The organism is Paenibacillus sp. MZ03-122A (assembly GCF_024213325.1).
Taxonomy (GTDB): domain Bacteria; phylum Bacillota; class Bacilli; order Paenibacillales; family Paenibacillaceae; genus Paenibacillus; species Paenibacillus polymyxa_B.
This window is the reverse complement of record NZ_JANAVI010000004.1, coordinates 336,128-359,176: the sequence shown is the minus strand read 5'-3', so window position 1 is coordinate 359,176 and position 23,049 is coordinate 336,128. Positions and strand designations below refer to the sequence as shown.

Genomic DNA, 23,049 nt, shown 5'->3' with positions numbered 1-23,049 from the left:
TCTCCCCTTTAATGATCTATTTATTTTTATTTGCTAGAGCGCAGTCTAGGATCAAGAACATCCCGCAAACCGTCTCCAAGCAAATTGAAGCCCAAAATAGCTGTCGCAATTCCAAGACCCGGGAAGGTTACAATCCACCACTCACCGGAAATGATATACGCTCGCCCTTCTGAAATCATTGCGCCCCATTCAGCAATTGGGGGTTTCACACCGAGTCCCAGGAAGCTGAGACTGGCTGAGGTCAGGATGGCGAAGCCCATTCCAAGCGTTGCATTCACAAGCAGTGGGGCAAGTGCATTAGGCAAGATGTGGCGAAACAGAATCGTTCCGTTCGTTACACCAATCGCCCGGCTGGCCTCAACAAACTCCTTTTCCCGGAGAGAGATGGTTTGTCCGTGAATCAGCCTGGCGAATTCGGGTATGCCTACAATACCCACGGCGATAAGTGCACTCATCAGTCCTGGTCCCATCGCTGCAGCAATAGCCATGGCGAGTACTAGAGACGGGAAAGCCAACAGAATATCCATGCAGCGCATAATAATGCTGCCCATTCGACCGCCATAGAAACCTGCGATGGCTCCAAGCGGTACGCCGATGATAAATGAGATCGACACGGCGATCATCCCGGTCCATATGCTGATTCTGGCTCCGTAAATAACACGGCTGAGAATGTCGCGTCCGTAATTATCGGTCCCAAACCAATGTTCCACACTTGGCGGCAGCAGCTTGTTCGCCGGATCGGTTACATAAGGATCATGTGGAACGATCCATGATGAGAAGATGGCAATGAGCGTCCAGCCAACGATAAAAATGAATCCGATTAAAGCGAGTTTATTGCCAAACAGTAATCGCCAAAAGGTCTTACGTTTCGGTATAGCGGCTGCATTGGGCTGAGGTACAGCCGCTTTTGCCACCAAATCACTTGCAGTGCTCATCCGAGTACCTCCCCCTACTTTTGTGCTTCATTGTTATCACTCGTACCGGATACGTGGGTCAATCAATCCGTAAACCAAGTCGACTCCAAGATTGATAAAGCTATAAATCAGCGCACTTACGAGGGTAAATGCTTGAATCGGTGCGTAATCAGCCGCCAAAATGGAGTCCGTCACATAACTGCCCACTCCTGGCCAGGTAAAAATGGTTTCGGTAATAACCGCTCCACCAATCAGGTAACCGACCTGCAAACCAAGTACGGTAAGCGTTGGAATAAAAGCGTTAATGAGTGCATGCTTATAAATGACAATTCCTTCGCGCAGACCTTTGGCTCTGGCTGTGCGAACAAAATCCTGACCGATGACTTCCAGCATGCTGGAGCGCATCATCCGTGCCACAATCGCCATAGTGCCTGTGCTGAGACAGACAGCTGGCAGAACCAAATGGGATAAACTGCTTTTTAAAGCTACAAAATCACCGGTCATCAGACTATCCAGTACATAAAGTCCCGTAACGTGCGTCGGCGGATTGATATCACCGCTAATTCGACCCATGGGCGCAGGAGCGATGCCCCATTTAGCATAGAAAATATAAATGAATAACAGGCCAATCCAGAAAATGGGCATACATGCACCGATCAAGGAAAACACGCGAGAAATGTGATCAACAATCGATTCTTTACGGGTTGCCGCCAGAATACCGATCGGGATTGCCACCAGAATCGCAATAACCAAGCTTGCCAGCGCCAACTCGATGGTTGCTGGAAACCGGGTAGCAAAGTCGCTTGCCACTGACTGTCCGGTGTGATAAGCCTGACCCAGATCACCATGGAACAATCCCACTACATAATGAAAGAATTGAATGTACTTCGGTTGATCCAGTCCCATACTGCTGCGAATATTTTCAATCGTCTCGGGTGTAGCCTGCTCCCCCGCAAGCATCACGGCAGGATCACCTGGAAGCACTCTTGAGATCATGAATGTAATGACGACAATACCAAGCAGTGCCGGAATCATTTGTACCAATCTACGTAGTGTGTATACGGCCACAGCCCGTCCCCCCTTATCCGTAATCCCTCGTCTCTTTGTCATCTTTCTTTTCATAACTTGTTATTTTTATCATTGTACTAAGGAACAATAACGGTTTCCACGTCCTGAATAACTAAAAATAATGACGAAATTTGTCGCTTGCGCACTAAAGTGACTCAATATGTAATTTAAATGTTATATATTTATCCGATTTGAGAAATCAAAAACAGCATAATGCAAAACAGGCAATCCCCTTTTAAAAGGAAATCGCTTGTTTTTTGTAAATATGGATTGTAGTATTAGGTCGATTAGGAAAGGAGAATCACAGTATTGGAAACGAACTACAGAAAGCTGTTGGAACAGATGATGACACCCTATGATGAAATGCTGTAGAGTCTAATAGGTGATCACGCCGATCTTTCGAAGGTCGATTATTTGGAAAAGCACAGTGAGAAATATGGAAAAAGTGATGCCAATTATACCAATCGCTTGAAGGTGGTTTTGGCTATGTACAATCGCGAGGATCGATATGCCCCGCATTACGAACCGATTATTAGAAGGTTGCTCGTTAATGAAATTATAGACAGGGAAACGAACAGTTTTCAGGGGAGTGGCGATGCTCTGTATTACGCCGTTTTTTTACTGCAAGGTATATCTAGTATTGTCTTCGGCTACAGCTCGAACCACTCCGCGGCACGCTCCTCTTCTTCCAGCACCCTGTACATTCCTTCCCTCCACTTCACCGCATCTTCGCCACCAATATGAAATAGACAATTGAGACCTTTTGACTATCATTCAAACCAGCAAACAAAATAGGCTTCCCGTGAATATAGCGCGAAAGCCTATGGGTTCATCAAATTATTTGGCCTTCTGAGATACCAGTTCACGATTCCCTTTTCTCTTTCTTATCCCCAACATAATGACGGCCATAACAGCTACCAGAACTGCTATAAGAGCAAAAGGAATATATTTATCCACCCGATATAGCGTCGTTGTCAAAATAGGAGCAATAATCGCAGAAATGCCTTGGACAGTGGCCACCAGACCAGCGGCTCCTCCTTGCTGTTCTTTACTGACAGAAAGAGAAGCACCGGCCATAAATCCAGGCATTAGCAAGCCTGTACCTATACCAAACATAAAAAACGCTAAATTGTAAACGACCATGCTGGCTGACATGAGGAATAGCAGCATACCGACAATAAGGAACAGAGAGCCGAGCAAAATCATCGGCTTGGGTTGCCATTTAAGCCATTTCATTTGAACGATCTGTACAATCAACATCGCTGCCCCAGAAAACATAAGCCCAAAGGAAACCACTCTTGCTGTTTCTTCGGATGAAAGGCCTAATTGATCTTGAAAATAAAATCCGCCTATAACCTGGATGGTCACAATACTAATCATCGTAACCAAACCTGCAAACAAATACATTCGTAGACCAGGTTGAAAAGGGTTAATCCGAGCTGGCTTTTGCTGAATAACGGGCTTGGCAGACGGAATTGCCAGCGAGGCCACTACAAAGGCTACAGCCGCAATCACGATTCCAAAATAGAGAGGCCACAGCAAGCCTATTAAAGTAAAGGCGCCTGCAATAGCGGGCCCAAATACTAATCCAAGTCCATTGGCCGCGCTAATGATAGCCATCCCACTACCTCGATCTTCGCCCTCGGTCACATCTCCCATATAAGCTTGGGAGGATGACAATACCGCCGGGATAAACCCGCCGATCAAGCCGCGTGTAACAATCAGCAGGACTAACAGCATTCCCCCGCTGAGCCAACCCTTTAATCCTGCAAAAAGAGTAAGCGTAAACAGCAAGCAGCTTACACACATCCCTATGAATCCAAGCAAAATCACAGGCTTGCGTCCCTTTGCATCACTCAGATTCCCCCAAATTGGAGCCATTAAGGCCATCGTTATGGAGCCAAGCGATATAATTAACCCAGAATGACTTTCTCTTAACCCCAGCTCACGAATAAGGGGAGGCATAATTGGAGCAATGAGCATGAGCCCTAGCATAGCCACAAAAACACTGAAAAAGATGCTCCCTTTGATTCTATTCATCCTCGCACACTCCTCTGATATAGATTCTCTCTATGCAGAAGTATACGGAGCATACCAAGAAACTACTGCCTGTATACGGATAAATTTGCGGTTAAACGGATTTAATTTAGCATATAAAACAGCGGCCAGCCTTCAGGACAGTATAAGATGGTCTTAATTCTATGGTCCAATGGGCACCGTTGATTATAGTGACCCTTGACGCATAGTTCGCCTGGGTGCCGTAACATGATACGAAGTTTAGACGGTTGGAAAGATATTATCTTTCCCGGAAAGGGAAGTCTCTGAAAGAATCAGTCTCTTTTTATAAAGGTCGCTCCTTCGTTGTGAAATGAACTACATCGGTCTCTTCATCACTGACAAGATGAAAGGGCTTAATTTCCTGACATGTTATTACGATATATGATGTACAGTCTTTTATCTTTTGTAACTACCGTAGTTGTGGGTTGAGTCTGTATATCGATGTCTAAGGAGGAATTGCAGTGAAAAAAACAAAGATAGGATCAATAATGAAGGTGAGATCGTTAAGAACAAAGTTAACCATAATGTGCTTGATTATTTTAATTGTACCCACTTTCGTGATTGGAATCAGTTCTTATTTTGTTTCCAAGAATGAAATGAATGAATCAGGCAAAGTGGCACTTAAAAATAGTGTGCAAATGGTAATTGGTATGATTAGTCTCCTCAATGGGCAAGTCGAAGCCGGTAATTTAACATTGGAGGAAGCACAGGAAAAACTGCGTATCGAGCTGCTCGGTGTAAAGGATGCTAATAACAAAAGACCAGTAAAGATTGAATATACTGTAGGTAAAACAGGTTATCCGTGGGCAGTCAACCAAAATGCCGTTTCAGTGATGAACCCTTCAAATGAAGGCCAGGATTTAATAAATACCGTATCAGAAGACGGTGTGTATCTGGGAAAAGAGTTTGTAGAAGTCGGTACAAACGGCGGGGGATTTGTCACTTATAAATGGGCTTTACCTGGTACAGATCAAGTGGAGACGAAAATTTCGTATGTTGAAAGGGATCCTTATTGGGGTTGGATCATTGGTTCTGGAGCATATTTTAACGAATTTAACAGCGGGGCGACCAAAGTCCTTTATATTGTCCTGATTATTACGACTGTTGCGGTTATTCTGGGAGCAATTATCGTAAGCTTTGTTTCGGGGCGTTTTACGAAGCCTATTCTCGTGATCGCAAAGCGACTTAACTCCGTCGCAGACGGTGATTTAACGGTCGAAGAAGTCAAAATTCATTCAAAAGATGAGATCGGCGAGCTTGCACAGGACTTCAATCATATGATTAAAAATATTAGATTTCTGATCGGTGAGGTAAATCTGTCCACAAAGCAGGTAGCTACTTCCTCGAAAGAATTGACCCTTGGAACAGAGCACACTGGACAGGCAACCGAGCACATCACCATCGCGATTCAAGAATCGGCGGCCGGTGCTAAAGAGCAGCAGATGATGCTCCAGAAGACAACCAGCTCGCTTGAAGAAATTTCAATAGGTATGCAGCGGATCACGGAGAGCTCCTTGGCCATTGCTGATTCGTCTGCAGACGCGATGGAAATGGCGAGCGTTGGTGGTACTGCTGTACAACATACGGTGAAGCAAATGGACCTGATTAACCATTCCGTCAATGAAACCGATGCGGTTATGAGAATGCTGGATGAACGCACTCAACAGATCGACACGATGCTGCATGCCATTACGGACATCGCACAGCAGACCAACCTGCTTGCCTTAAATGCTTCGATTGAGGCTGCTCGTGCAGGCGAAGAAGGCCGTGGTTTCTCCGTCGTTGCTGCAGAGGTGAGAAAGCTGGCCGAACAATCGAACCAGTCTTCCGGGCAGATTTCCGAGTTGATTCAGAATATGCGCAAAGATATGGAGCATTCGCTTAAGACCATGGAACGCGTAAAACAGGATGTCGACTCTGGTATTAAAATTGCCAATGAAACGGAGCAGCAGTTTAACAAAATTGTGGCGTCCACCAATCATATCGCACAGCAAACAGAAGAGCTCGCGAGCATTACGGAGCAAATAACCGCAAGTGTCCAGGAAATTTCAGCGAGCGGAGAGAACGTCTCAAGTCTGGCGCTTCAAGCGGCGGACAACTCGCAGAATATTGCAGCGTCTGCAGAAGAACAGTTGGCTTCAATGCAGCAGATCACCAGCCTGGCAACGACCTTGTCGGATATGTCTCAGAAGTTACAGGACCTAACGGTCAAATTTAAATACTAGTGGAATAAACTGTAGTTTCCAATATGGTTTCATTAAAAGCCTTCTTACCGTGAGATTAGCATTAGTTCATGGTAAGAAGGCTCATTTTTTTCCGAAAACGTCGCGCTAAACTGACCATTCGTATTATGAAGGGCTCGCAAATCGTGATCTGTTAATTGGGCATAGTTTTTGTCGATTTTGTTCAGAATTGGTTCAGAAGCATTTAGTATAGTAATCCAGTAGTGTAAGAAATCATATTAGTAGGTTAGTCATCATGGAGAATCTTAGTAAGCTCATCGTGACACCGGAAATTTATGGAGGAAGTTTATGAGTAAATTCAGGTCTTTTTGTTTAACTTATCTTGCTGTTATCGTCTTATTTGGGACCTGGACATGGAGTTTTTCCGAGAGTGCTGTGTATGCAACCTCCTCACCAGTACCTAGTGTAACAGATGCTGTGTATGCTACTGAAACCACGGTAACGAGTTGGACAAATCCTTCTAAACAAGGTCAATCCGTAACGTTTAGCATCAAAACCATCTCAACCCCACAAATTACGAAGGATTTAACTGGCACCGTGGTTCTTATGGATGGTACGAATATATTAGATACGCTTACGTTGACGCCAAATGGGATTGCAAATGGATATGCCACTGCGACCTATACCACAAGCAATTTAAGCGTGGGAAGTCACCCGATTACTGCTATATATAGTGGGGATGCTCGATTTGTCCCCAGTACATCTGAGCCATACATTCAGGTCGTAAATGCACCTGCGCCTACAACTTCACTGAGACCTACAGCAACTACAGTATTGAGTTCGCTGAATCCGTCTAAGCAAGGTCAAGAAGTAAGATTTAGCGTGAGGACAACTTCAAACCCACAGACTTCGGGCGATTTAACCGGAACGGTCATCCTTATGGACGGCACGGATGTATTAGATACGCTTACGATGGAGCCAGTGGGCATTTCGAATGGCTATGCCAATGGGTACTACACTACAAGCGACTTAAGTGTGGGAAGTCACTCGATCACTGCTATTTACAGTGGAGATGCTCGATTTGCCCCGAGTACCTCTGAAGCGTATATACAGGTTATAAATGGAGATGCAGACACTGGGAATACTGGCGGAACTGGTGCTACTACTGGTAACGGCAGCAGTAGCAGTAAAAAAGATAAGAAGGATAGTACAGATAGCAGTGAGTCTATTTCTTCTAGCGAAACAACCACACCTTCATCACCATCGGTTTTACCGACAGATTTGCCGACTCCTGAAATCATGCCAGTAGAGCAATCAGAGGTTGTGCATGAAAAGTATATAACCGGTTATCAGGATGGCACATTCCGACCGGACCAGTCGATTACACGAGCTGAAACTGCCGCGATGATGGCTAGAATTATGAAGTTGGAAACAAAAGAAAGCTCATTGGCATACAAAGATGTACCTAGCACGTATTGGGCGAAGAATTCGATTATAGCACTCACGACACAACACTTCATGAATGGATATGCAGATGGAACATTTCGGCCAGAGCAACCCATTACCCGTGCAGAAATGGCAGAAATACTCGCATCCTGGAAGCAGCTTAAAGGAACGCAAACTGCAGCATCTCCTTATACCGATATCGAAAAGCATTGGGCAAGAGATTCAATTAAAGCGCTAGCTGAGGCAGGATGGATTACTGGTTTTAACGACAGCAGCTTCCAACCCAATCAATATATAACACGAGTAGAAACCGTTACAATTTTGAACACCACCTTAAAACGAGGACCCCTGGAAGGTACGACCCAGGCTACATGGAAGGATGTACCCGCAGATTACTGGGCATTCAAAAATATTGAAGAAGCGTCTCGTACCCATACCTCAACCATCAATTCAGAGGGTATTGAAACTATCGTGAATTAAGCACCAAATAAAAGCTGGAATCCTTTCTATACAGGGTTCCAGCTTTTTATTTGCCTGATATTTTTAAAAAACGGTCAAAAAATAAATTTTAAAATACCTTCTTTAAGGAGGATGGCTTCACTCCGTATTCCCGGAAAAATTGCTCTGAAAATGCACTCACATTGCTATATCCTACAGCCATCGCAGCTTCAGTCACATTGCTTTCTTGGCTTCGGAGCAGCTTCATCGCATAATCGAGACGAATTTGGCGCAAATATTCAAATACAGTAGTTCCAAAGCAGGCTTTGAATCCTTTTTTTAATTTAAAATCGTTTAATCCAACCTTTTGGGATAATGTGATCAGCGAAGGTGGATCAATCATGCTGGATTCAAGGATCTCCCGAGCCATATGCAGCTTTCTGACATCATCTTTAGACAAACCTTCGGGCATAGGTGTTAAATCAAATAATTGAATCATAAATCGATTTAAAATCTCAAGTGCCGCTGCTTCCATTAACAAAGGCGATTTATGCACACTTTTCAAGTCTTTGATCAAGTGTTCAATCATCACTATACTTCTGTGATCCAGTTCAAAACTAAAGTGATGGAATGCAGCTCCCTTAAGAATTTGATTAAATTCAATAGCTACCTGCCGACGAGCCGCTAACTGTGAAGCCGCATAATTAAACAACGAAATCGGAATGCCAAGTGCAAATGATTGGTATTGTTCGTTAACCGGAGGATGGAAACATGCTTTGAAATCCTGTAAAAAAATAAGAGCACCCTGCCCCATCGGGAGTGTATAATCCAGACCAGCCACATTCACATGACGTTGACCGGAAAGCGCAAATTGAAGTTCAATCATTTGGCCTCTGGAAGAAAAATTGGTCGGATACGGCTCGTGATATTGAATGTGCGAATATACAATCTCAATTCCGCTGTAAGTTGTAACTCGGTAGATATGCCCATGACCCGCTTCCGGTAACATCATATACGTATGCTCATTCTGTTGTCTAAACGGAGTTTTTTCCAAATAATGCTGATATATTAATGATAACGAGTTTGAATTCACAAGCGTCCACCTCAAATGTTTTCATTCATTCCGATGCTACAAATGAGAATCGTTATCAATAATAGTAGCCGAATTTGAATGGTTTGACCAGACCTATTGGAGTAAGCTGTGGAGACATTCGGGGGTCTATTAATCCCAATCCATATAAAACGTTGCCTTCAATTTACCCTTGTCACATGCTGGGCAGCTTAAATGATGAGGAGCATTGTTTTCAATGTGTTTCTTTTCCATGACGCTCGTGCATCTAGGACAAGCATAAGAACTCCTATACTGTGATGAGTCGGATTTCATCTCTATAAACAATTCATTGCGCATAGCCTGACAGGTCGGACACACATATAGAGCGTTATAAGCATCATATCTCGTGCCTATGAATTCCTCAATACGTCGTTTAAGGACAGTATCCTGTACAAACGAAGCAATGGAAAAGTTTCGATTATGGATAATGACTCTCATTCATAAATCCAGCGTTCAATGATCCCCTTTACTCTTTGCACATGTTGCTGTGATAAGGAACAAATAATAACCAATTCGTTTTTCCCATTCGTATCTAACCAATGGTGAACGTCATCCTCTTCATTAACCGTTTCATGAATGATTCTGATGGATTTATGACTTATTTCTGACTTAGCCGAAAAAATGGGGTTCATATCCATGATTTTCTGACCATTAGAAAAGGAGGTGTTGTAATAAGGAATCACCCAGTTCTCCTTATCCTGATCTTGTACTACATTTAGAAATACACGCACCCAATAATCCTCTAGTTCTGTGTAACTCTGTTCATTCAACCCATTCAAATTCATACATGTATCCACTCCAAGTTATTCATTAAATAAACGTAAAAAAGTCTCGGCCAGTGATCTACATTTCCATGACGGAATGCACAATTCACAGACCGAGACTTCTTTTTCATTCTTTATTTTACATCAACATCATTTGTGATTTTCTCTATTAAACCTCTCAAACCTTGGTTGGTTTCATTTAATTGATCGATAATATTCATAAACTCCGACACAAGCTTGGCCTGCTCTTGGGAAGATACAGTAATCTGCGTAATCTCTTGTTCCATGTTATAAACGGATTGTCTGACAGCTTGCAAGGATTGCTCGATTCGTCCAGTTGCTTCCTTGGTGCCCGTAGACATCTTGCGGATTTCAGCAGCGACAACTCCAAACCCTGCTCCTGCCTCACCCACCCGAGCAGCTTCAATGGCTGCATTTAATCCAAGCAAGTTTGTCTGCTCTGAAATATCCTTGATGTAGCCTGCCACCTCAGTCACATTACCAGAGTCCTCAACCGCCTTTTTCGTATTGCTTAAAATGTCCTCGGCCGTCGCACTAAGCTCCTCCGAATGAGCCGCCACATGCTGAATCCCTTCAACTAGCTTGCTTGTAACATCCTCTGCTTGACTCATCAACTTCTTCAATTGATCTTGATCATCCATACTATAGGTGATGCACATTACTGCCTCGATCTCATTCTGTTCATTCTTAATCGGATGAAAGTAAGCATCGGCAGCAAACCCGAAAACTTCGGCATCATAACGCACTCTGGTCTTTTCTCCGCCTACTAGCATTTTGAAGTTCTTGTGTACATCAGGAAGAGCTTCGCCTGCCTTGAAGTCATAGACTAAACTTTTACCCGACTGAAAGAATAGAAATTTTTCCCGATCCATTACGGAAATTAAAACATCTTGTCGTGCAGCTTCTCTGATAAACGGCATGGCAGTCAAAACAGCTTCTACTTGATTCATAATATGTATCCACTTCCTTATATTTTGATATAAGTCCTATCCTCTATTTCGACATTTTTATCCCATGTGTTTAGTGAATTTAAAAGATGTTGAGTCCCTAACCTATAAACAATCTCCGTAGTTTCCTGAAGGGAATCCATTTTTGTGGCCGGGATACATATCCATTCAAGGTATTGCTTTCATGTCAAAATGTAAATTCAAACAGCGCGTACCGATTAAAATGGGCACGCGCTGACCGTATGAATTTTATGAAACAGGCACTAAGATTTAATCCAGCTGCTCTCCATTGGTTTCGATCACATTCTTATACCAATAAAAGCTCTTCTTTCTGGATCTGGCAAGTGTCCCTTTGCCTTCATTATCCTTATCAACGTATATAAATCCATAACGCTTTTTCATTTCACCGGTTCCCGCGCTTACCAGATCAATACATCCCCAAGGCGTATACCCTATTAGGTCTACTCCATCAGCAATCGCTTCTTTCATTTGCTCAATGTGTTGCTTCAGATAATCAATTCGATAATCATCGTGAATGGAGCCGTCTTCTTCCACTGTATCTACGGCGCCAAGGCCATTTTCAACAACCATTAACGGGATTTCATATCGGTTATAAATGTTATTGAGGGACCATCTCAATCCCTGTGGATCGATCTGCCAATCCCAGGCACTTGCTTTCAAATGAGGATTCTTTAAGCCCATAGATAAGTTCCCTCCCACCTTCTCCTGGTTAGGATCGGCACTGACACAAGTAGAGGAATAATAGCTGAAGGTATAGAAATCTACGCAGCCTTCTTTTAAGATGTCCTCATCCTCTTCTTGCATTTTGATCTGAATGTTATGATCTCTAAAATAGCGTTTGGCAAATCCCGGATAAGCTCCTCTTACTTGAACATCTGAGCATAGGAAATTGCTTAAGTTATCCTTTTGTTGGGCCAGTAGAATATCATCAGGATGACATGTAAGTGGGTAGGAACACATATAAGCAATCATACAACCGATTTTAAAGTCCTTGTTGATTTCATGGCCCAGCTTTACAGCCTTTGCACTGGCAATAAATTGATGATGCAACGCCTGATACAAAACCTGCTCATCCTTCACTGTAGCATGGGCAAGCTCTCCATTCCCCTCCGGCATCATAGCTCCAGCCATGAACGCGCCAAATGACAAGGTTAAAATATTGATTTCATTAAAAGTTAACCAGTATTTTACGACATCTTTGTATCTATTAAAAAGCACTTCACAATATCTCACATAAAAATCTACGACTCTGCGATCTAACCAGCCATTATATTTTTGGGTCAAATGAAACGGTGCTTCATAATGTGAGATCGTAACCAAAGGCTCAATATTATACTTTTTCAATTCTGCGAATACACGATCATAGAACTGCAAGCCTTGCTCATTCGGCTCTGCATCATCTCCGTTAGGAAATATTCTTGACCACGCAATGGACATTCTAAAGACCTTGAATCCCATTTCCGCAAATAAGCGGATATCCTCTTGATAGCGGTGGAAAAATTCAATAGCTTCGTGACTCGGATAGTTCACCCCTTCTTCCAGTATAGGTGTAATTCTTCGGGAAGTCGTATGCGTTCCAGCCGTAATCACATCAGCAGTGCTTAAGCCTTTACCTTCTTCATTATATCCACCTTCAAATTGGTTGGCAGCCGTTGCACCTCCCCATAAAAATCCTTGTGGAAATTCCAATTTAGTTGTATTTTTCATTGTTTAATTCCTCCTCAACATTTAATTAAGATCAGACTACGACGGTCAATAAATCCTCTTGATACTCAATCGCCTTCTTCTCTGTTTCAATGACATCCAGGTAATTCGTAGTATTGGCAACGATAACAGGTGTGGTCAAAACATAACCAGCCTCTTTTATAGCTTCCATATCAAACTCCATAAGCAGCTGGCCTTTTTTAACAGCATCTCCCTGTTTCACTTTAGGATAAAAATGTTTGCCTTTTAATTTGACCGTATCTTTGCCTACATGGATGAGGACCTCAACACCGTGGTCACTTGTAATTCCAATCGCATGACCTGACGAAAATAATGATGTTAATACACCATCTACAGGTGAAACGACCTTACCTTCAGAAGGTTCAATGGCAATCCCTTTACCCAGAGCACCTGTCGAAAAGGCTTCATCTGTTACTTCAGATAAAGACTTCACTTCACCTTTTAATGGACTCATCACCGTCTCTTGTTTTACTAAAACTTCTCCTTTGGCTGCTCCTGGTGCGCTGTCTTCCTTTTTTGCTTCTTTCACTTCATCATCTTTAAATCCGCCAAAGAACATAAGCAAGAAACCTAATACAAAGCTTACCAGGATACCGATAACAGCCCCATAAAATCCGTTGTCTATTCCTGCCGGACTGATATAGCTCGGGATAGCGAAAATACCCAATCCACCAATAATGTAGCCTTTAGTTCCCATCATTCCTATAATACCGCCGCCTACTGCAGATGCTATACAGCTTAAAATAAATGGTTTCTTACGTGGTAATGTAATCCCGTAAATCGCTGGTTCTGTCACACCAAAAATCCCGGAGATGACGGCTGGAATGGAAAGTGATCTCAGTTTTACATTTTTGGTTTTAAACAAAATCGCCAGTACGACGCCTGTCTGAGCAAAGGAAGCTCCCAGCGTAGCCGCAAGAATCGGATCGAATTTAAGCACTGCTAAGTTGTTCATAGCGATAGGAACAAGTCCCCAGTGTAATCCAAAGATAACAAACACTTGCCAGAAAGCGCCCATGATTATGCCTTCAATAATTGGACTTAAGTTATACACAAAGAGGGTTGCTGCCCCAAGCAGTTGACCTGCCCAAGTCGAGAGAGGTCCAATCACAATCAATGCTAAGGGTACAATAACTAACAATGTGAAAAACGGAACCAAAAATGTTCTCACTACGCTAGGGATTAACTTTTTAAAGAAGTTTTCTATTTTTGAGCCTACATAGGTGGATATGATAATCGGAAGAACGGTTGACGCATAACTCATCAGAATGACCGGAATACCTAAGAAAGTGATATATACCGGTGACTCAAATATAGTCCCGCTAAATAGAGTGTATAGTGGCTTGCCCGAAGCTGTTATCGTGCTAAATGTCGGATATACAAGTGATGCACCTATAGCCATACCTATAAAAATGTTGGCATTGAACTTTTTAGCTGACGTATACCCCAGGAAAATAGGAAAGAAGTAAAACAAACAATCACCTAAAGCATTGAGAATTTGATAGGTACCCGATGTAGTGGCCAGCCAGCCCAAAGCTACAAATAGGGCAGTGAAGCCCTTAATCATACCCGTGGCACTTAAGACACCCAACGTGGGTGTAAATACACCTGAAATGGTATCAATGAATCTATTGAACAAACTCGCTTTTTCACCTGAGGCTTCTTCTGAATCTCCTGTCTGAAAACCGCCTACAGCAGTAACATCAGCATAAACCTCAGGTACATGGTTACCTATAACAACCTGGTATTGCCCGCCACTCTTTACCACAGTGACAACACCATCCATATTTTTCAAAACCTCTGTATTGGCTTTACTTTCATCTTTTAGTTTGAAGCGCAAGCGTGTAATACAATGAGTTAGACTATTCACATTTTCTTTGCCGCCGACATTTCTGATGATGTCTTTTGCTAATGTCTCATACTTCATTGTAACTTCCCCTTTATTTGTATTTATAAAAAAAGGCGAAACCAAATAGATCAAATTCGATCTAGGTTGGTTTCGCCTGCATTACCAGTAACAATCCAAGGGTTATTCAATTTTGTCTTTGGGTCACACGCTGAATATGAATCGTTATATACAGCTTCTCCTCATCTGATAATACCGTATCCAAGTATTTCTCAATCTTCAGCATGCACACATAGGCCTTTTTGTACTTTGCTTTCACTTGCCTCCACAAAAAATCGTCTTCCAGTTCTACTTTTTCTTTTTTATTTAATCGCTGAAAGAAGAATCTTAAATGTGTAATAAATCGCTCATAACTGATCGAGTGTTCATCTATGGTGGTATTATAAGAGTATTTAATAATATTCAAGATGTCGTGTATTTTTTGAGTTTGCTGAGCAACGTCTGCTACCTTGTTGTAGGAGCCGTTTACTTGAGCGTTGATTAAATGAAGAGCAATATTACCTGCTTCATCTTCTGACAATCGTTTGTCTGTTTCTTCTTCAATAAACTCCAGTGCTTTTAAGCCAACCGCAAATTCTTTGGGATAAAATTTTTTAATCTCCCAAATTAACGGATTTGCATTTTTAAACCCTTCATCAAACATTTTAAATGCATTGTTCATGTGATCCGTAAGCGAAACATATATATAATCGCTCAATTGTGCTTCTAATATGCTTTTTCCATATTCAATGATGTCATAGCATAACGAAACATATTCTGATGGAACATCCTCTAACAATAACTTGAATTTCTCTGAAGCATCTTTATGTTTAAGCACAAAGACCTTTTCAATTAGATGCTCTTCTACTTGTTCGCCTGTACTCTTTTTGAATGCAATACCACGACCCATAACAACAAATTCATCTCTTTTTTGATCTTTGGCTATTATGGCGTTGTTATTAAATATCTTCGTTATGATCATCTAACTGCCCCCCTTATCCCATCAAATTTAAAAAAGGATTTAGATGCTGGGCGAAATTTCAGATAGGTCACAAGACGGTAATAGCCGATCAAATCTTCGTCGTAAATCAAATTCAAATGTATTGATTTACAACTTTATGTTATGAAAACGCATTCATAATAAGAGACAAAAGCCTTACGTTTTCCATCATTGATCTTGAGTGCTCCCAAACCGATCTGATATTCCGTTCTGAAAATGGATATAGTCGGTTAACCACTTCCCATGACATCATTTTTCGGATGTCGATTCGTTGGTCGACGTCATCATCTTTGTTGTTCAGCACTTGTAAGGCTTTATATCACTCACCTTTCTGCGTTATTGCTGGGCAGATATTCATATCATGCAGGATATCGTAAAGCTCGTATTCTAAAAAGAAAAGGCAAAACCCAACACATGGAAATTGAATTCCATGCCTCGGGTTTTGCCTTTTCAGTAACAATCCCAAAATCATAATAACATCGAATTTAAGTTTTGCCAACAAAAATGTTTACGCCTTCTTTTCCGGAGCAACCACATCAAATACAGCACATTATTATGGTATAAAATGTCATCCACCAATGTAGGACATGTTAATCTTTTTTTTGTTGTTGGCTGTCTGCTCCGTACGTTCATCGGAATACCGATCTGTACGTTGTTCCCATACTGAAGTAATCACATCGAGCAATTCCTGGTCATTCGCCCCGTTGCGAAGCATCTGGCGTAAATCAAATCCGCCTGAAGCAAACAAACATGTATAAAACCTGCCATCGCACGATAAGCGGGCACGTGTACAAGACGAACAAAACGATTCAGAAACTGAAGTAATAAAACCAATCTGTGCGTCGCTGTCTTTATAACGATAACGCTTTGCCACTTCTCCAAAGTAATCCCGATCCATCGGCTCCAGCTCGTACGCACTCTTAAGTCGTTCAACGATTTCTTTTTTGGTTAGTACCTTTTTGAAGCTCCATCCGTTGTCATTCCCTACATCCATAAACTCGATAAAGCGAAGGGTTATTCCCTGCTCCTTAAAATAAGCAGCCATCGGCAAAATCTCCGAGTCATTAACGCCTTTTTGAACTACCATATTGTTCTTGATTTCAAACCCGATTTCTCTTGCATATTCGATCTGCTTCAAAATAACATCAGGCTTAATCCCCCGGCCATTCAACCGCCCAAATAGCTCGGGGTCGAGAGCGTCCAGACTGACATTAAGCCGTCGTAGCCCCGCGTCATAGAGAGGCTTAGCCTGCTGTCCTAGCAGCACACCGTTGGTGGTCAAGCCGACATCTTCCACTCCGTCAATGGATAGGATTTGGGAGACCAGGTCGGATAGATTCCTGCGCATTAATGGTTCACCGCCCGTGAGTCGGATCTTTTTTACGCCCAGGGATACAAAGAGCTTCGTCAGCCGGTGAATCTCTTCAAACGACAGACATTCATTTTGGGGAAGAAAGGCGTAATCGTCACCGAAAATTTCTTTAGGCATGCAATAGGAACAGCGGAAATTGCAGCGGTCTGTAACCGATATACGCAAATCACGAATGGGCCGCTGCAACTTGTCTTTCAGTGGATGAAAATTCATACGCCCCCTCCTTTCTAGTTGTTTAACATCGTTATCATTAGCCGCCGCTGACTGGGGGAATGAAGGCTGCAATGTCTCCATCCTGTAATACATCCGTAGACAACGCATACTCTTCGTTTATCGCAATTCGCACAGACTGGATTGGCATATCTGGATATTGATCTGTTATCCAATTGAATAAATCGCCTACTGTTTGGCCCGCCAAATCTGCCAATTCTTCTGTTTTTCCCGTCACCTCACGGAGTCCCGCAAAGTAGTACAGCTTAATCATGACTGATCTCCCCCGGCTTTTTCTTTTGACCTCCGACCCACTGCGTTCCATCTTCCCAAATCTCTCGTTTCCAAATAGGAACTATTTCTTTAATTCGTTCGATCGCATATTCATTTGCCTCATACGCATCCGAACGGTGAGGTGAAGAAACGGCAATGACAACGGCGATATCACCGATTTGAAGCTCGCCAATGCGGTGCGCGATTGCCACTCGCGTCCCTTCCCATTTCTGTTCGATTTCGCGACCAATCTCTGTGAGTTTTTTTTGGGCCATGGGGACATAGGCCTCATAAGCAAGGTATAAGGTCCGTACGCCTTGAGTCCATTCTCGTACGTGCCCTGTAAAAATAGTCACCGCTCCTGCTTCCGGCCTTAGGACATAATCCGCATAAGCCTGCGGGATAATGGGCTCCGTTACGATTTCAAATACACTCATCTTTTCCACCTTCCAGCCACCGGACAAGCCACTCTCCGGTGACAGACTCTTTTAAATGTTTCTGCTTTTTGTATCTACATCTCATTTAACCGAACAGCTGATGATATAGTTTTTGACCGTTGGCAACACTCCGTACACCGTGTATGAGAAGCCTTCCGTTTTTGAATAAAATCATTCGATGCTTAAAAGCATAAAATTCAACGAAATAAGGGGTTCTTTTTACACGATCTGCTATAAGCCTGCCCATTTTCTCTGCATCATCGAGCGTGATCGGACGTTGTGGGTCTGGAAGAACCTGGACCACGTTCCGTCCGCACAGAGCCGCATACGCCGAGCGACGTGATGCTGTCAGTGCAGGAAACGTAGGATGCTCTCCACAGGTTGGACAATCTTGGTTACGGATGCGGGAAATCCCTATGTCCATCTGCGTATTCTCCCATAGATCAAATAGATGAACCTTGCGGCGCATCTTATCACGTCTGTCGCTCAGCCACTTCATGGCTTCTGCACATTGGAGGGCAGCTGTCACCTGGACTGCGGGTGAGATGATTCCAGCCGTATCGCAGGTCTGATTGATCGCAGGCAACGATGGCAGAAGGCAGCGTAAACAAGCAGACTCTCCCGGCACGAATGGAAAAACAACGCCTGTGCTTCCAACACAGGCTCCGTAAATCCATGGAATTCCTATCTTCAGTGCAGCATCGTTGATAAGTAGACGAGTTTCGAAATTGTCCGTAGCATCCATCAGCAATATACTTTTGCTGGCAAGTTCTTGAACAAGCTCGGCATCCAAGTTATCGAGATATGTGTGCAACCGCACGTCTTCTCGTATGGCTTTCAGCCTTTTTTCAGCTGCCATAACCTTGGGCTGCATTTCCGCGGCGTCCTGCTCCGTAAACAACTGCTGACGTTGCAGATTCGACACCTCTACATAATCCCGGTCAACAAGATGCAGCTCTCCAACGCCCGCTCTTACCAATGTTTCGGCAATGGCGGAACCCAGTGCCCCGCAACCGATAATGGTGACGACAGCAGCGGATAGATTACGCTGCCCTTCGCCACCAATGGGTCTAAATAAGATCTGTCTGGAATAACGTTCATTCATTAGATTGTGTCCCTTGATAATACAGCCATATGACGAGGATCAGGCTAGCCAGCGCCACTTGGGAGAGGAGCATGAATCCAATGGAATATTGGCCAGTAGCGGCATGAATCGTCGATAACAGGATCGGAGGGAAAAAGCCACCGAGACCGCCCATCATGGATACAATTCCGTTAACTATACCTGCTTGTTTATTAAAATAAAATGGAACTAGCTTGAAAATGACACCGTTCCCCACTCCAGCACTTACAGCGATCGCCAAGCAGCCTACTGTATACAGGGTAATCCCTGGTGAAAAAGCCAAAAGAATCGCAGCGACCGTATAAACTGTGAACGTGCCTACCAGCAGGAACAGGGGCTGAAACCGATCCGCCAGCCAGCCACCGATGGGACGGAAGAATGTGGCAATCGCAATAAAGCCTGCTGTACGCATCCCTGCATCCACTTTAGCCAGCTCAAAATTCGATACCAGGAAATTCGGCAAGTACACCGTGAACGCTACAAATGAGCCAAAAGTAATAAAATAAAAGAGCGAGAAAAACCAAAGCTTTTCATTTTTGTAAACCCCTTTGATCTGTTCCATAATAGGCGTCTTTACTTTAGCTTCATGACGATCCCCTAAGAAGAAATTCAAAACGATAAAAACAAGCAGCAGAATGAGATACAGCTTCACTGTAAGGGCCCAGCCAATTTGTGTAGCCACAATAGGGGCCGAGAAGGTAGTGACGGCTGTTCCCAAATTCCCTATACCATACATTCCATTTACAAACCCATGTTTTTCCTTTGGATAATACTTCGGTAGCGAAGTCACCCCAACCGAGAACACAGCTCCTCCAATCCCAAGGAACAAGCCACCGATAATTAAATCCGTCATCGTAGAAGCTTCACTAATGTAGTAGACGGGAAACAAAAGCAAAATAAAGCTAACGAGAAAAACGATTCTTGCTCCAACGATGTTGGCATAATAACCAAGCGGAATGCGCAGAATCGATCCAAGCACGACCGGAATCGCCGTAACCATGGCCAATTTTCCGGGTGGAATAGCAATATCCTCCGTAATGAACGGCATAAGCGAAGAAATGATAACCCATACCATGAATCCAAGAATCAAGTTCAATGTTTGTAGCGGCAACTGCATTTTTCTAATCATTTAACTCACCTTTTCAACGTTTTTTCTGTCGAATTATTGATTTGAATTTATGTCCTCATTGTAGCCGCTAGTCGATCTGTTCGAATATAGGGGACTCCCCTTTACCTGACAGGGGACTCCCTGAAAATATAAAAAGCCGCTTCTATAAGAAGCGACTTGGTCTTTTTAAGAGATAAGTGTATTTAATTTGTCACATAACTTGGTTAGATCATTCCGATTGATCTGTTGCTCTGCCATAGGAAAAAGTACAGTTTCTTCTTTTATAAAATGTACAGTCAGCACTTCGAACGCCTCTCCCGCGTTCTTGGTCGCCTCCTGAATCTCATCAAGCGTGAGCAAACTCAGATCGCCCTCCGTTTGATAAAGAAAATGATCGATATAGCCCTCTATTTCACGGTGCTCCTCCTGTATACCGACGAGCGGTCCCTGCTCAAAACCAATGTAGGTTCCTAGCATAGAGAAGAAATGTTCTTCTTCCTTTTCGGTATGTTTCTTGAGGGGTACCCTAAAGTCGATAATCTGCATTCTCAGTTTTTCCAGTTGCTTGCGGCCTTCTTCCAAATCTAGTATTCTGTGCTGCTCAAACCACAATACAATGGCATGCCATTCATCCATCAGATATGTTAGATATCGATGCTCATTTTCAAGAATACGCATGGCAGGTTTGGAAAAGCGCAGTTTCTCATTTTCCAGCACGCGGATTTCCTCCATTCATCGGCTAAAAATCCAGCATTTTTTTCTTTAATGCATATTGGACCAGTTCAGGCCGGCTTCTTAAATTCAATTTTTCCATGATCTTCGCTTTGTTCGCTTCCACCGTCTTGACAGAGATGAACAGCTTTTCCGCAACTTCCTTGTTACCGTAACCTTTTGCGACCAGAGGCAGAATCTCCAGTTCCCGCTTGGACAGGATCTCATAAGGATCTTCTGATTGTGACGTTGTATCTTTTTTGATGAACTCACGAACGAGAGAAGTAGCCATTTTAGGATGGATATAAGTCCCACCCCCATGAATGGTTCGTATGGCAAGTAATAGCTCCTCATCTGGAGCATTTTTCAAAACATACCCTGAAGCACCATTCTTTAAAATATGAAAAAGATATTCTTCATCATCATGCATGGTCAGAATCAGAATTTTAGTATCAGGGTGGTCTTCTTTAATCTTGCCTGTGGCGATCAATCCACTCTCGCCTGGGGGCATGCTGAGGTCCATGATCAGAATATCTGGACGATATTTAGCTACCATTGTATACGCTTCAATGCCGTCTGCAGCCGTTCCAACAACCTCCATATCCGATTGGAAGTTCAAAATCATGGAAAATCCGCTCCGTACAATTGCATGGTCATCCGCTAACACAATTTTGATCACGTCTTTACTCCTCCTCATGTCCAATCGGAATTTTTAAAAATACTTTGGTTCCTTGACCAACATTTGAAAGAACGCCAAAACTTCCACCTACCAGTTCTGCTCTCTCCTGCATGCCATATAAACCAAGTCCCGTTCCAATAGGATTGCTCCCCTTTTCAAAGCCAACCCCATCGTCCTCTACAGTCAAACGAAGCGTATGATCGTGCTCAGACAAAGAAACTTTAACCATATCTACCTGGGCATACTTCAAGGCATTGAGAACAGCCTCCTGGCAGACACGGTAAATGACCGTTTCCTTTTCACTTCCATATCGCTTTTGGGGAAGATCCGACACAAATTCAACGACAAGACCAAAGCTTTGTTCAACCCTCTTAAAGTGGGAACGAAATGCCGCTTCAAGCCCAAAATCATCAAGTGTGGCGGGGCGTAGTTCCACAGACAGGTTGCGGATATCATCCAGCAATCGCGTCATGGATGCTTCAGTCTGCTTCATGTTTTTGATGAGCTGTTCATCATTCGTCATGTATTTTAACACCCGCAGCTCAACAACCGCACTCATCAATTCCTGGGCGACGCTGTCGTGCAGTTCCCTGGAAAGCCGTTTACGCTCATTTTCCTGCGCTTCAATGACATGCTTCATCATTTTGTTTTGATACAATTTTTCCTGCGTCTGAAATTGCGGAGTCAAGTCCCTCAACATCAACACCCTTGTTCCATGTTCAGAATCAATGGTGTGAAAAGAAGCGGCATAGGGGATCATTCCGTTGCTCTTTGTTTCCAGATAAACCTGAAAAGAAGCGAAATCCTTGGATTCTGGCATATTGAAATAACAATCAAGGCAGGTACGGGGCTCCGTTTCGCTTGTATAGCCCCTGCATGTTCCACACAAAGCTTTTTCCTTCCCTTCATAGAGTTGAATGAGGACGTCATCGCTCACAATCTCCTCCGCTGCCGGGTTCATAGCTAGGGTGTTCCCTTGCCCATCAAAAAAGAAAATGGCTTCTGTACTGTTCTCAAACAACTTCACCATTAGCGCATTCAAAGAGCCAGTCCCTACAGATAATGTCAATTACATCACTTCCTTCCCGTTCAACTCTCCAAATCCCCTATGCGCCAAAGCTTCCAAATCACGCATCATGGCTGCGGTCATCAGCAGTTCTTCCCGAAATCCACCAAGCAGTACGCCCGCGACGCGAGCATCATTCCATAGGGGAACAGCCCCGAGACTCTTGAGCTTCTCGGATTGAACGATCGGGTAGTTAAACAGGTTGTCTGCCCCCACATATTGATGAACAGATGGAATGAAAACGGATTTCCCAGTTTTGAACACGACTCCTGCTATGCCCTTTCCGGATTGCAGTACAATTCGCTTAAAGCGATCATTTAAATTACCGGCTGCATTTTTCCATTTAATTACGTATTGATATTCGGCCGGTTCAACCAGAGCAAGCGCCATGAAATCATAACCGAAATGTTCGCGTATTCGCTCAAGCTCCCTTTGATAATCCATCCTATTATTCATCGCTCTCTCCTAATAGAATTAGGAAAGAAGGCA

General features: G+C 43.3%; 21 protein-coding genes. 3 read left to right on the top strand and 18 right to left on the bottom strand.

Going from position 1 to position 23,049, the window contains the following annotated elements:
• Positions 1-26: 26 nt before the first annotated feature.
• Positions 27-935: an ABC transporter permease gene (locus NLX74_RS11655; protein WP_254328804.1), complete on the bottom strand. Its 909-nt coding sequence runs from the start codon at positions 933-935 to the stop codon at positions 27-29.
• 36 nt (positions 936-971) lie between these two features.
• Positions 972-1,982, bottom strand: a complete 1,011-nt coding sequence (locus tag NLX74_RS11650; protein ID WP_172828265.1) for an ABC transporter permease — start codon at positions 1,980-1,982, stop codon at positions 972-974.
• A 414-nt stretch (positions 1,983-2,396) separates the two neighbouring features.
• Between NLX74_RS11650 and NLX74_RS11645 the strand changes: the two genes are divergently transcribed.
• Entirely contained in the window at positions 2,397-2,726 is a 330-nt protein-coding gene (locus NLX74_RS11645; protein WP_254328803.1) for a hypothetical protein, read from the top strand.
• Between the two features lie 93 nt (positions 2,727-2,819).
• On the opposite strand, the gene NLX74_RS11640 is transcribed toward NLX74_RS11645, so the two are convergent.
• Complete coding sequence (locus tag NLX74_RS11640; RefSeq protein ID WP_254328802.1) at positions 2,820-4,022, bottom strand: MFS transporter; 1,203 nt, start codon at positions 4,020-4,022, stop codon at positions 2,820-2,822.
• A gap of 506 nt (positions 4,023-4,528) precedes the next feature.
• Between NLX74_RS11640 and NLX74_RS11635 the strand changes: the two genes are divergently transcribed.
• Together NLX74_RS11635 and NLX74_RS11630 are read left to right on the top strand one after the other, a co-directional pair.
• A complete protein-coding gene (locus NLX74_RS11635) occupies positions 4,529-6,265 on the top strand; it encodes a methyl-accepting chemotaxis protein (RefSeq protein ID WP_302058581.1) in 1,737 nt (578 codons plus the stop codon).
• A gap of 306 nt (positions 6,266-6,571) precedes the next feature.
• Positions 6,572-8,149 (top strand): S-layer homology domain-containing protein, encoded by a 1,578-nt coding sequence (locus NLX74_RS11630; RefSeq protein ID WP_254328800.1) that lies wholly within the window; start codon positions 6,572-6,574, stop codon positions 8,147-8,149.
• 88 nt (positions 8,150-8,237) lie between these two features.
• On the opposite strand, the gene NLX74_RS11625 is transcribed toward NLX74_RS11630, so the two are convergent.
• From NLX74_RS11625 to NLX74_RS11555, 15 genes are all read right to left on the bottom strand, one after another.
• On the bottom strand, positions 8,238-9,200 hold the full coding sequence (locus tag NLX74_RS11625) for a helix-turn-helix domain-containing protein (protein ID WP_250260786.1): 963 nt from the start codon (positions 9,198-9,200) through the stop codon (positions 8,238-8,240).
• 452 nt (positions 9,201-9,652) lie between these two features.
• Positions 9,653-10,003, bottom strand: coding sequence for a hypothetical protein (locus NLX74_RS11620; RefSeq protein ID WP_039274421.1), 351 nt, complete (start codon positions 10,001-10,003; stop codon positions 9,653-9,655).
• A gap of 113 nt (positions 10,004-10,116) precedes the next feature.
• Entirely contained in the window at positions 10,117-10,953 is an 837-nt protein-coding gene (locus NLX74_RS11615) for a methyl-accepting chemotaxis protein (RefSeq protein ID WP_254328799.1), read from the bottom strand.
• A 267-nt stretch (positions 10,954-11,220) separates the two neighbouring features.
• Positions 11,221-12,678, bottom strand: a complete 1,458-nt coding sequence (locus NLX74_RS11610) for a glycoside hydrolase family 1 protein (protein WP_254328798.1) — start codon at positions 12,676-12,678, stop codon at positions 11,221-11,223.
• A gap of 31 nt (positions 12,679-12,709) precedes the next feature.
• Positions 12,710-14,623: a beta-glucoside-specific PTS transporter subunit IIABC gene (locus tag NLX74_RS11605; RefSeq protein ID WP_254328797.1), complete on the bottom strand. Its 1,914-nt coding sequence runs from the start codon at positions 14,621-14,623 to the stop codon at positions 12,710-12,712.
• A gap of 106 nt (positions 14,624-14,729) precedes the next feature.
• Positions 14,730-15,563 (bottom strand): BglG family transcription antiterminator LicT, encoded by an 834-nt coding sequence (licT, locus tag NLX74_RS11600; RefSeq protein WP_254328796.1) that lies wholly within the window; start codon positions 15,561-15,563, stop codon positions 14,730-14,732.
• Positions 15,564-16,149: 586 nt separating this feature from the next.
• Entirely contained in the window at positions 16,150-17,166 is a 1,017-nt protein-coding gene (moaA, locus tag NLX74_RS11595; RefSeq protein ID WP_254328795.1) for a GTP 3',8-cyclase MoaA, read from the bottom strand.
• A gap of 37 nt (positions 17,167-17,203) precedes the next feature.
• Positions 17,204-17,437, bottom strand: coding sequence for a MoaD/ThiS family protein (locus NLX74_RS11590; RefSeq protein WP_254328794.1), 234 nt, complete (start codon positions 17,435-17,437; stop codon positions 17,204-17,206).
• Positions 17,430-17,873 (bottom strand): molybdenum cofactor biosynthesis protein MoaE, encoded by a 444-nt coding sequence (locus tag NLX74_RS11585; protein WP_039274531.1) that lies wholly within the window; start codon positions 17,871-17,873, stop codon positions 17,430-17,432. The genes NLX74_RS11590 and NLX74_RS11585 overlap by 8 nt, the downstream gene beginning before the upstream one ends.
• 85 nt (positions 17,874-17,958) lie before the next feature.
• Positions 17,959-18,978: a ThiF family adenylyltransferase gene (locus NLX74_RS11580; protein WP_254328793.1), complete on the bottom strand. Its 1,020-nt coding sequence runs from the start codon at positions 18,976-18,978 to the stop codon at positions 17,959-17,961.
• On the bottom strand, positions 18,971-20,125 hold the full coding sequence (locus NLX74_RS11575) for a nitrate/nitrite transporter (protein WP_013311332.1): 1,155 nt from the start codon (positions 20,123-20,125) through the stop codon (positions 18,971-18,973). The genes NLX74_RS11580 and NLX74_RS11575 overlap by 8 nt, the downstream gene beginning before the upstream one ends.
• Before the next feature lie 165 nt (positions 20,126-20,290).
• Entirely contained in the window at positions 20,291-20,821 is a 531-nt protein-coding gene (locus NLX74_RS11570; RefSeq protein ID WP_254328792.1) for a hemerythrin domain-containing protein, read from the bottom strand.
• 22 nt (positions 20,822-20,843) lie between these two features.
• Positions 20,844-21,491, bottom strand: coding sequence for a response regulator transcription factor (locus NLX74_RS11565; protein WP_023989699.1), 648 nt, complete (start codon positions 21,489-21,491; stop codon positions 20,844-20,846).
• A 7-nt stretch (positions 21,492-21,498) separates the two neighbouring features.
• Complete coding sequence (locus tag NLX74_RS11560) at positions 21,499-22,563, bottom strand: PAS domain-containing sensor histidine kinase (protein ID WP_039274412.1); 1,065 nt, start codon at positions 22,561-22,563, stop codon at positions 21,499-21,501.
• Entirely contained in the window at positions 22,564-23,016 is a 453-nt protein-coding gene (locus NLX74_RS11555) for a GAF domain-containing protein (RefSeq protein ID WP_029515512.1), read from the bottom strand.
• Between the last annotated feature and the right edge of the window lie 33 nt (positions 23,017-23,049).

Bases quoted from the DNA above. Each gene is read 5' to 3' on its own strand.
- NLX74_RS11580 (WP_254328793.1), bottom strand. From the start codon at position 18,978: ATGAATGAACGTTATTCCAGACAGATCTTATTTAGACCCATTGGTGGC.
- NLX74_RS11630 (WP_254328800.1), top strand. From the start codon at position 6,572: ATGAGTAAATTCAGGTCTTTTTGTTTAACTTATCTTGCTGTTATCGTC.
- licT (WP_254328796.1), bottom strand. From the start codon at position 15,563: ATGATCATAACGAAGATATTTAATAACAACGCCATAATAGCCAAAGAT.
- NLX74_RS11590 (WP_254328794.1), bottom strand. From the start codon at position 17,437: ATGATTAAGCTGTACTACTTTGCGGGACTCCGTGAGGTGACGGGAAAA.
- NLX74_RS11635 (WP_302058581.1), top strand. From the start codon at position 4,529: ATGAAGGTGAGATCGTTAAGAACAAAGTTAACCATAATGTGCTTGATT.
- NLX74_RS11585 (WP_039274531.1), bottom strand. From the start codon at position 17,873: ATGAGTGTATTTGAAATCGTAACGGAGCCCATTATCCCGCAGGCTTAT.
- NLX74_RS11610 (WP_254328798.1), bottom strand. From the start codon at position 12,678: ATGAAAAATACAACTAAATTGGAATTTCCACAAGGATTTTTATGGGGA.
- NLX74_RS11620 (WP_039274421.1), bottom strand. From the start codon at position 10,003: ATGAATTTGAATGGGTTGAATGAACAGAGTTACACAGAACTAGAGGAT.
- NLX74_RS11605 (WP_254328797.1), bottom strand. From the start codon at position 14,623: ATGAAGTATGAGACATTAGCAAAAGACATCATCAGAAATGTCGGCGGC.
- NLX74_RS11640 (WP_254328802.1), bottom strand. From the start codon at position 4,022: ATGAATAGAATCAAAGGGAGCATCTTTTTCAGTGTTTTTGTGGCTATG.
- NLX74_RS11555 (WP_029515512.1), bottom strand. From the start codon at position 23,016: ATGAATAATAGGATGGATTATCAAAGGGAGCTTGAGCGAATACGCGAA.
- NLX74_RS11575 (WP_013311332.1), bottom strand. From the start codon at position 20,125: ATGATTAGAAAAATGCAGTTGCCGCTACAAACATTGAACTTGATTCTT.
- moaA (WP_254328795.1), bottom strand. From the start codon at position 17,166: ATGAATTTTCATCCACTGAAAGACAAGTTGCAGCGGCCCATTCGTGAT.
- NLX74_RS11655 (WP_254328804.1), bottom strand. From the start codon at position 935: ATGAGCACTGCAAGTGATTTGGTGGCAAAAGCGGCTGTACCTCAGCCC.
- NLX74_RS11615 (WP_254328799.1), bottom strand. From the start codon at position 10,953: ATGAATCAAGTAGAAGCTGTTTTGACTGCCATGCCGTTTATCAGAGAA.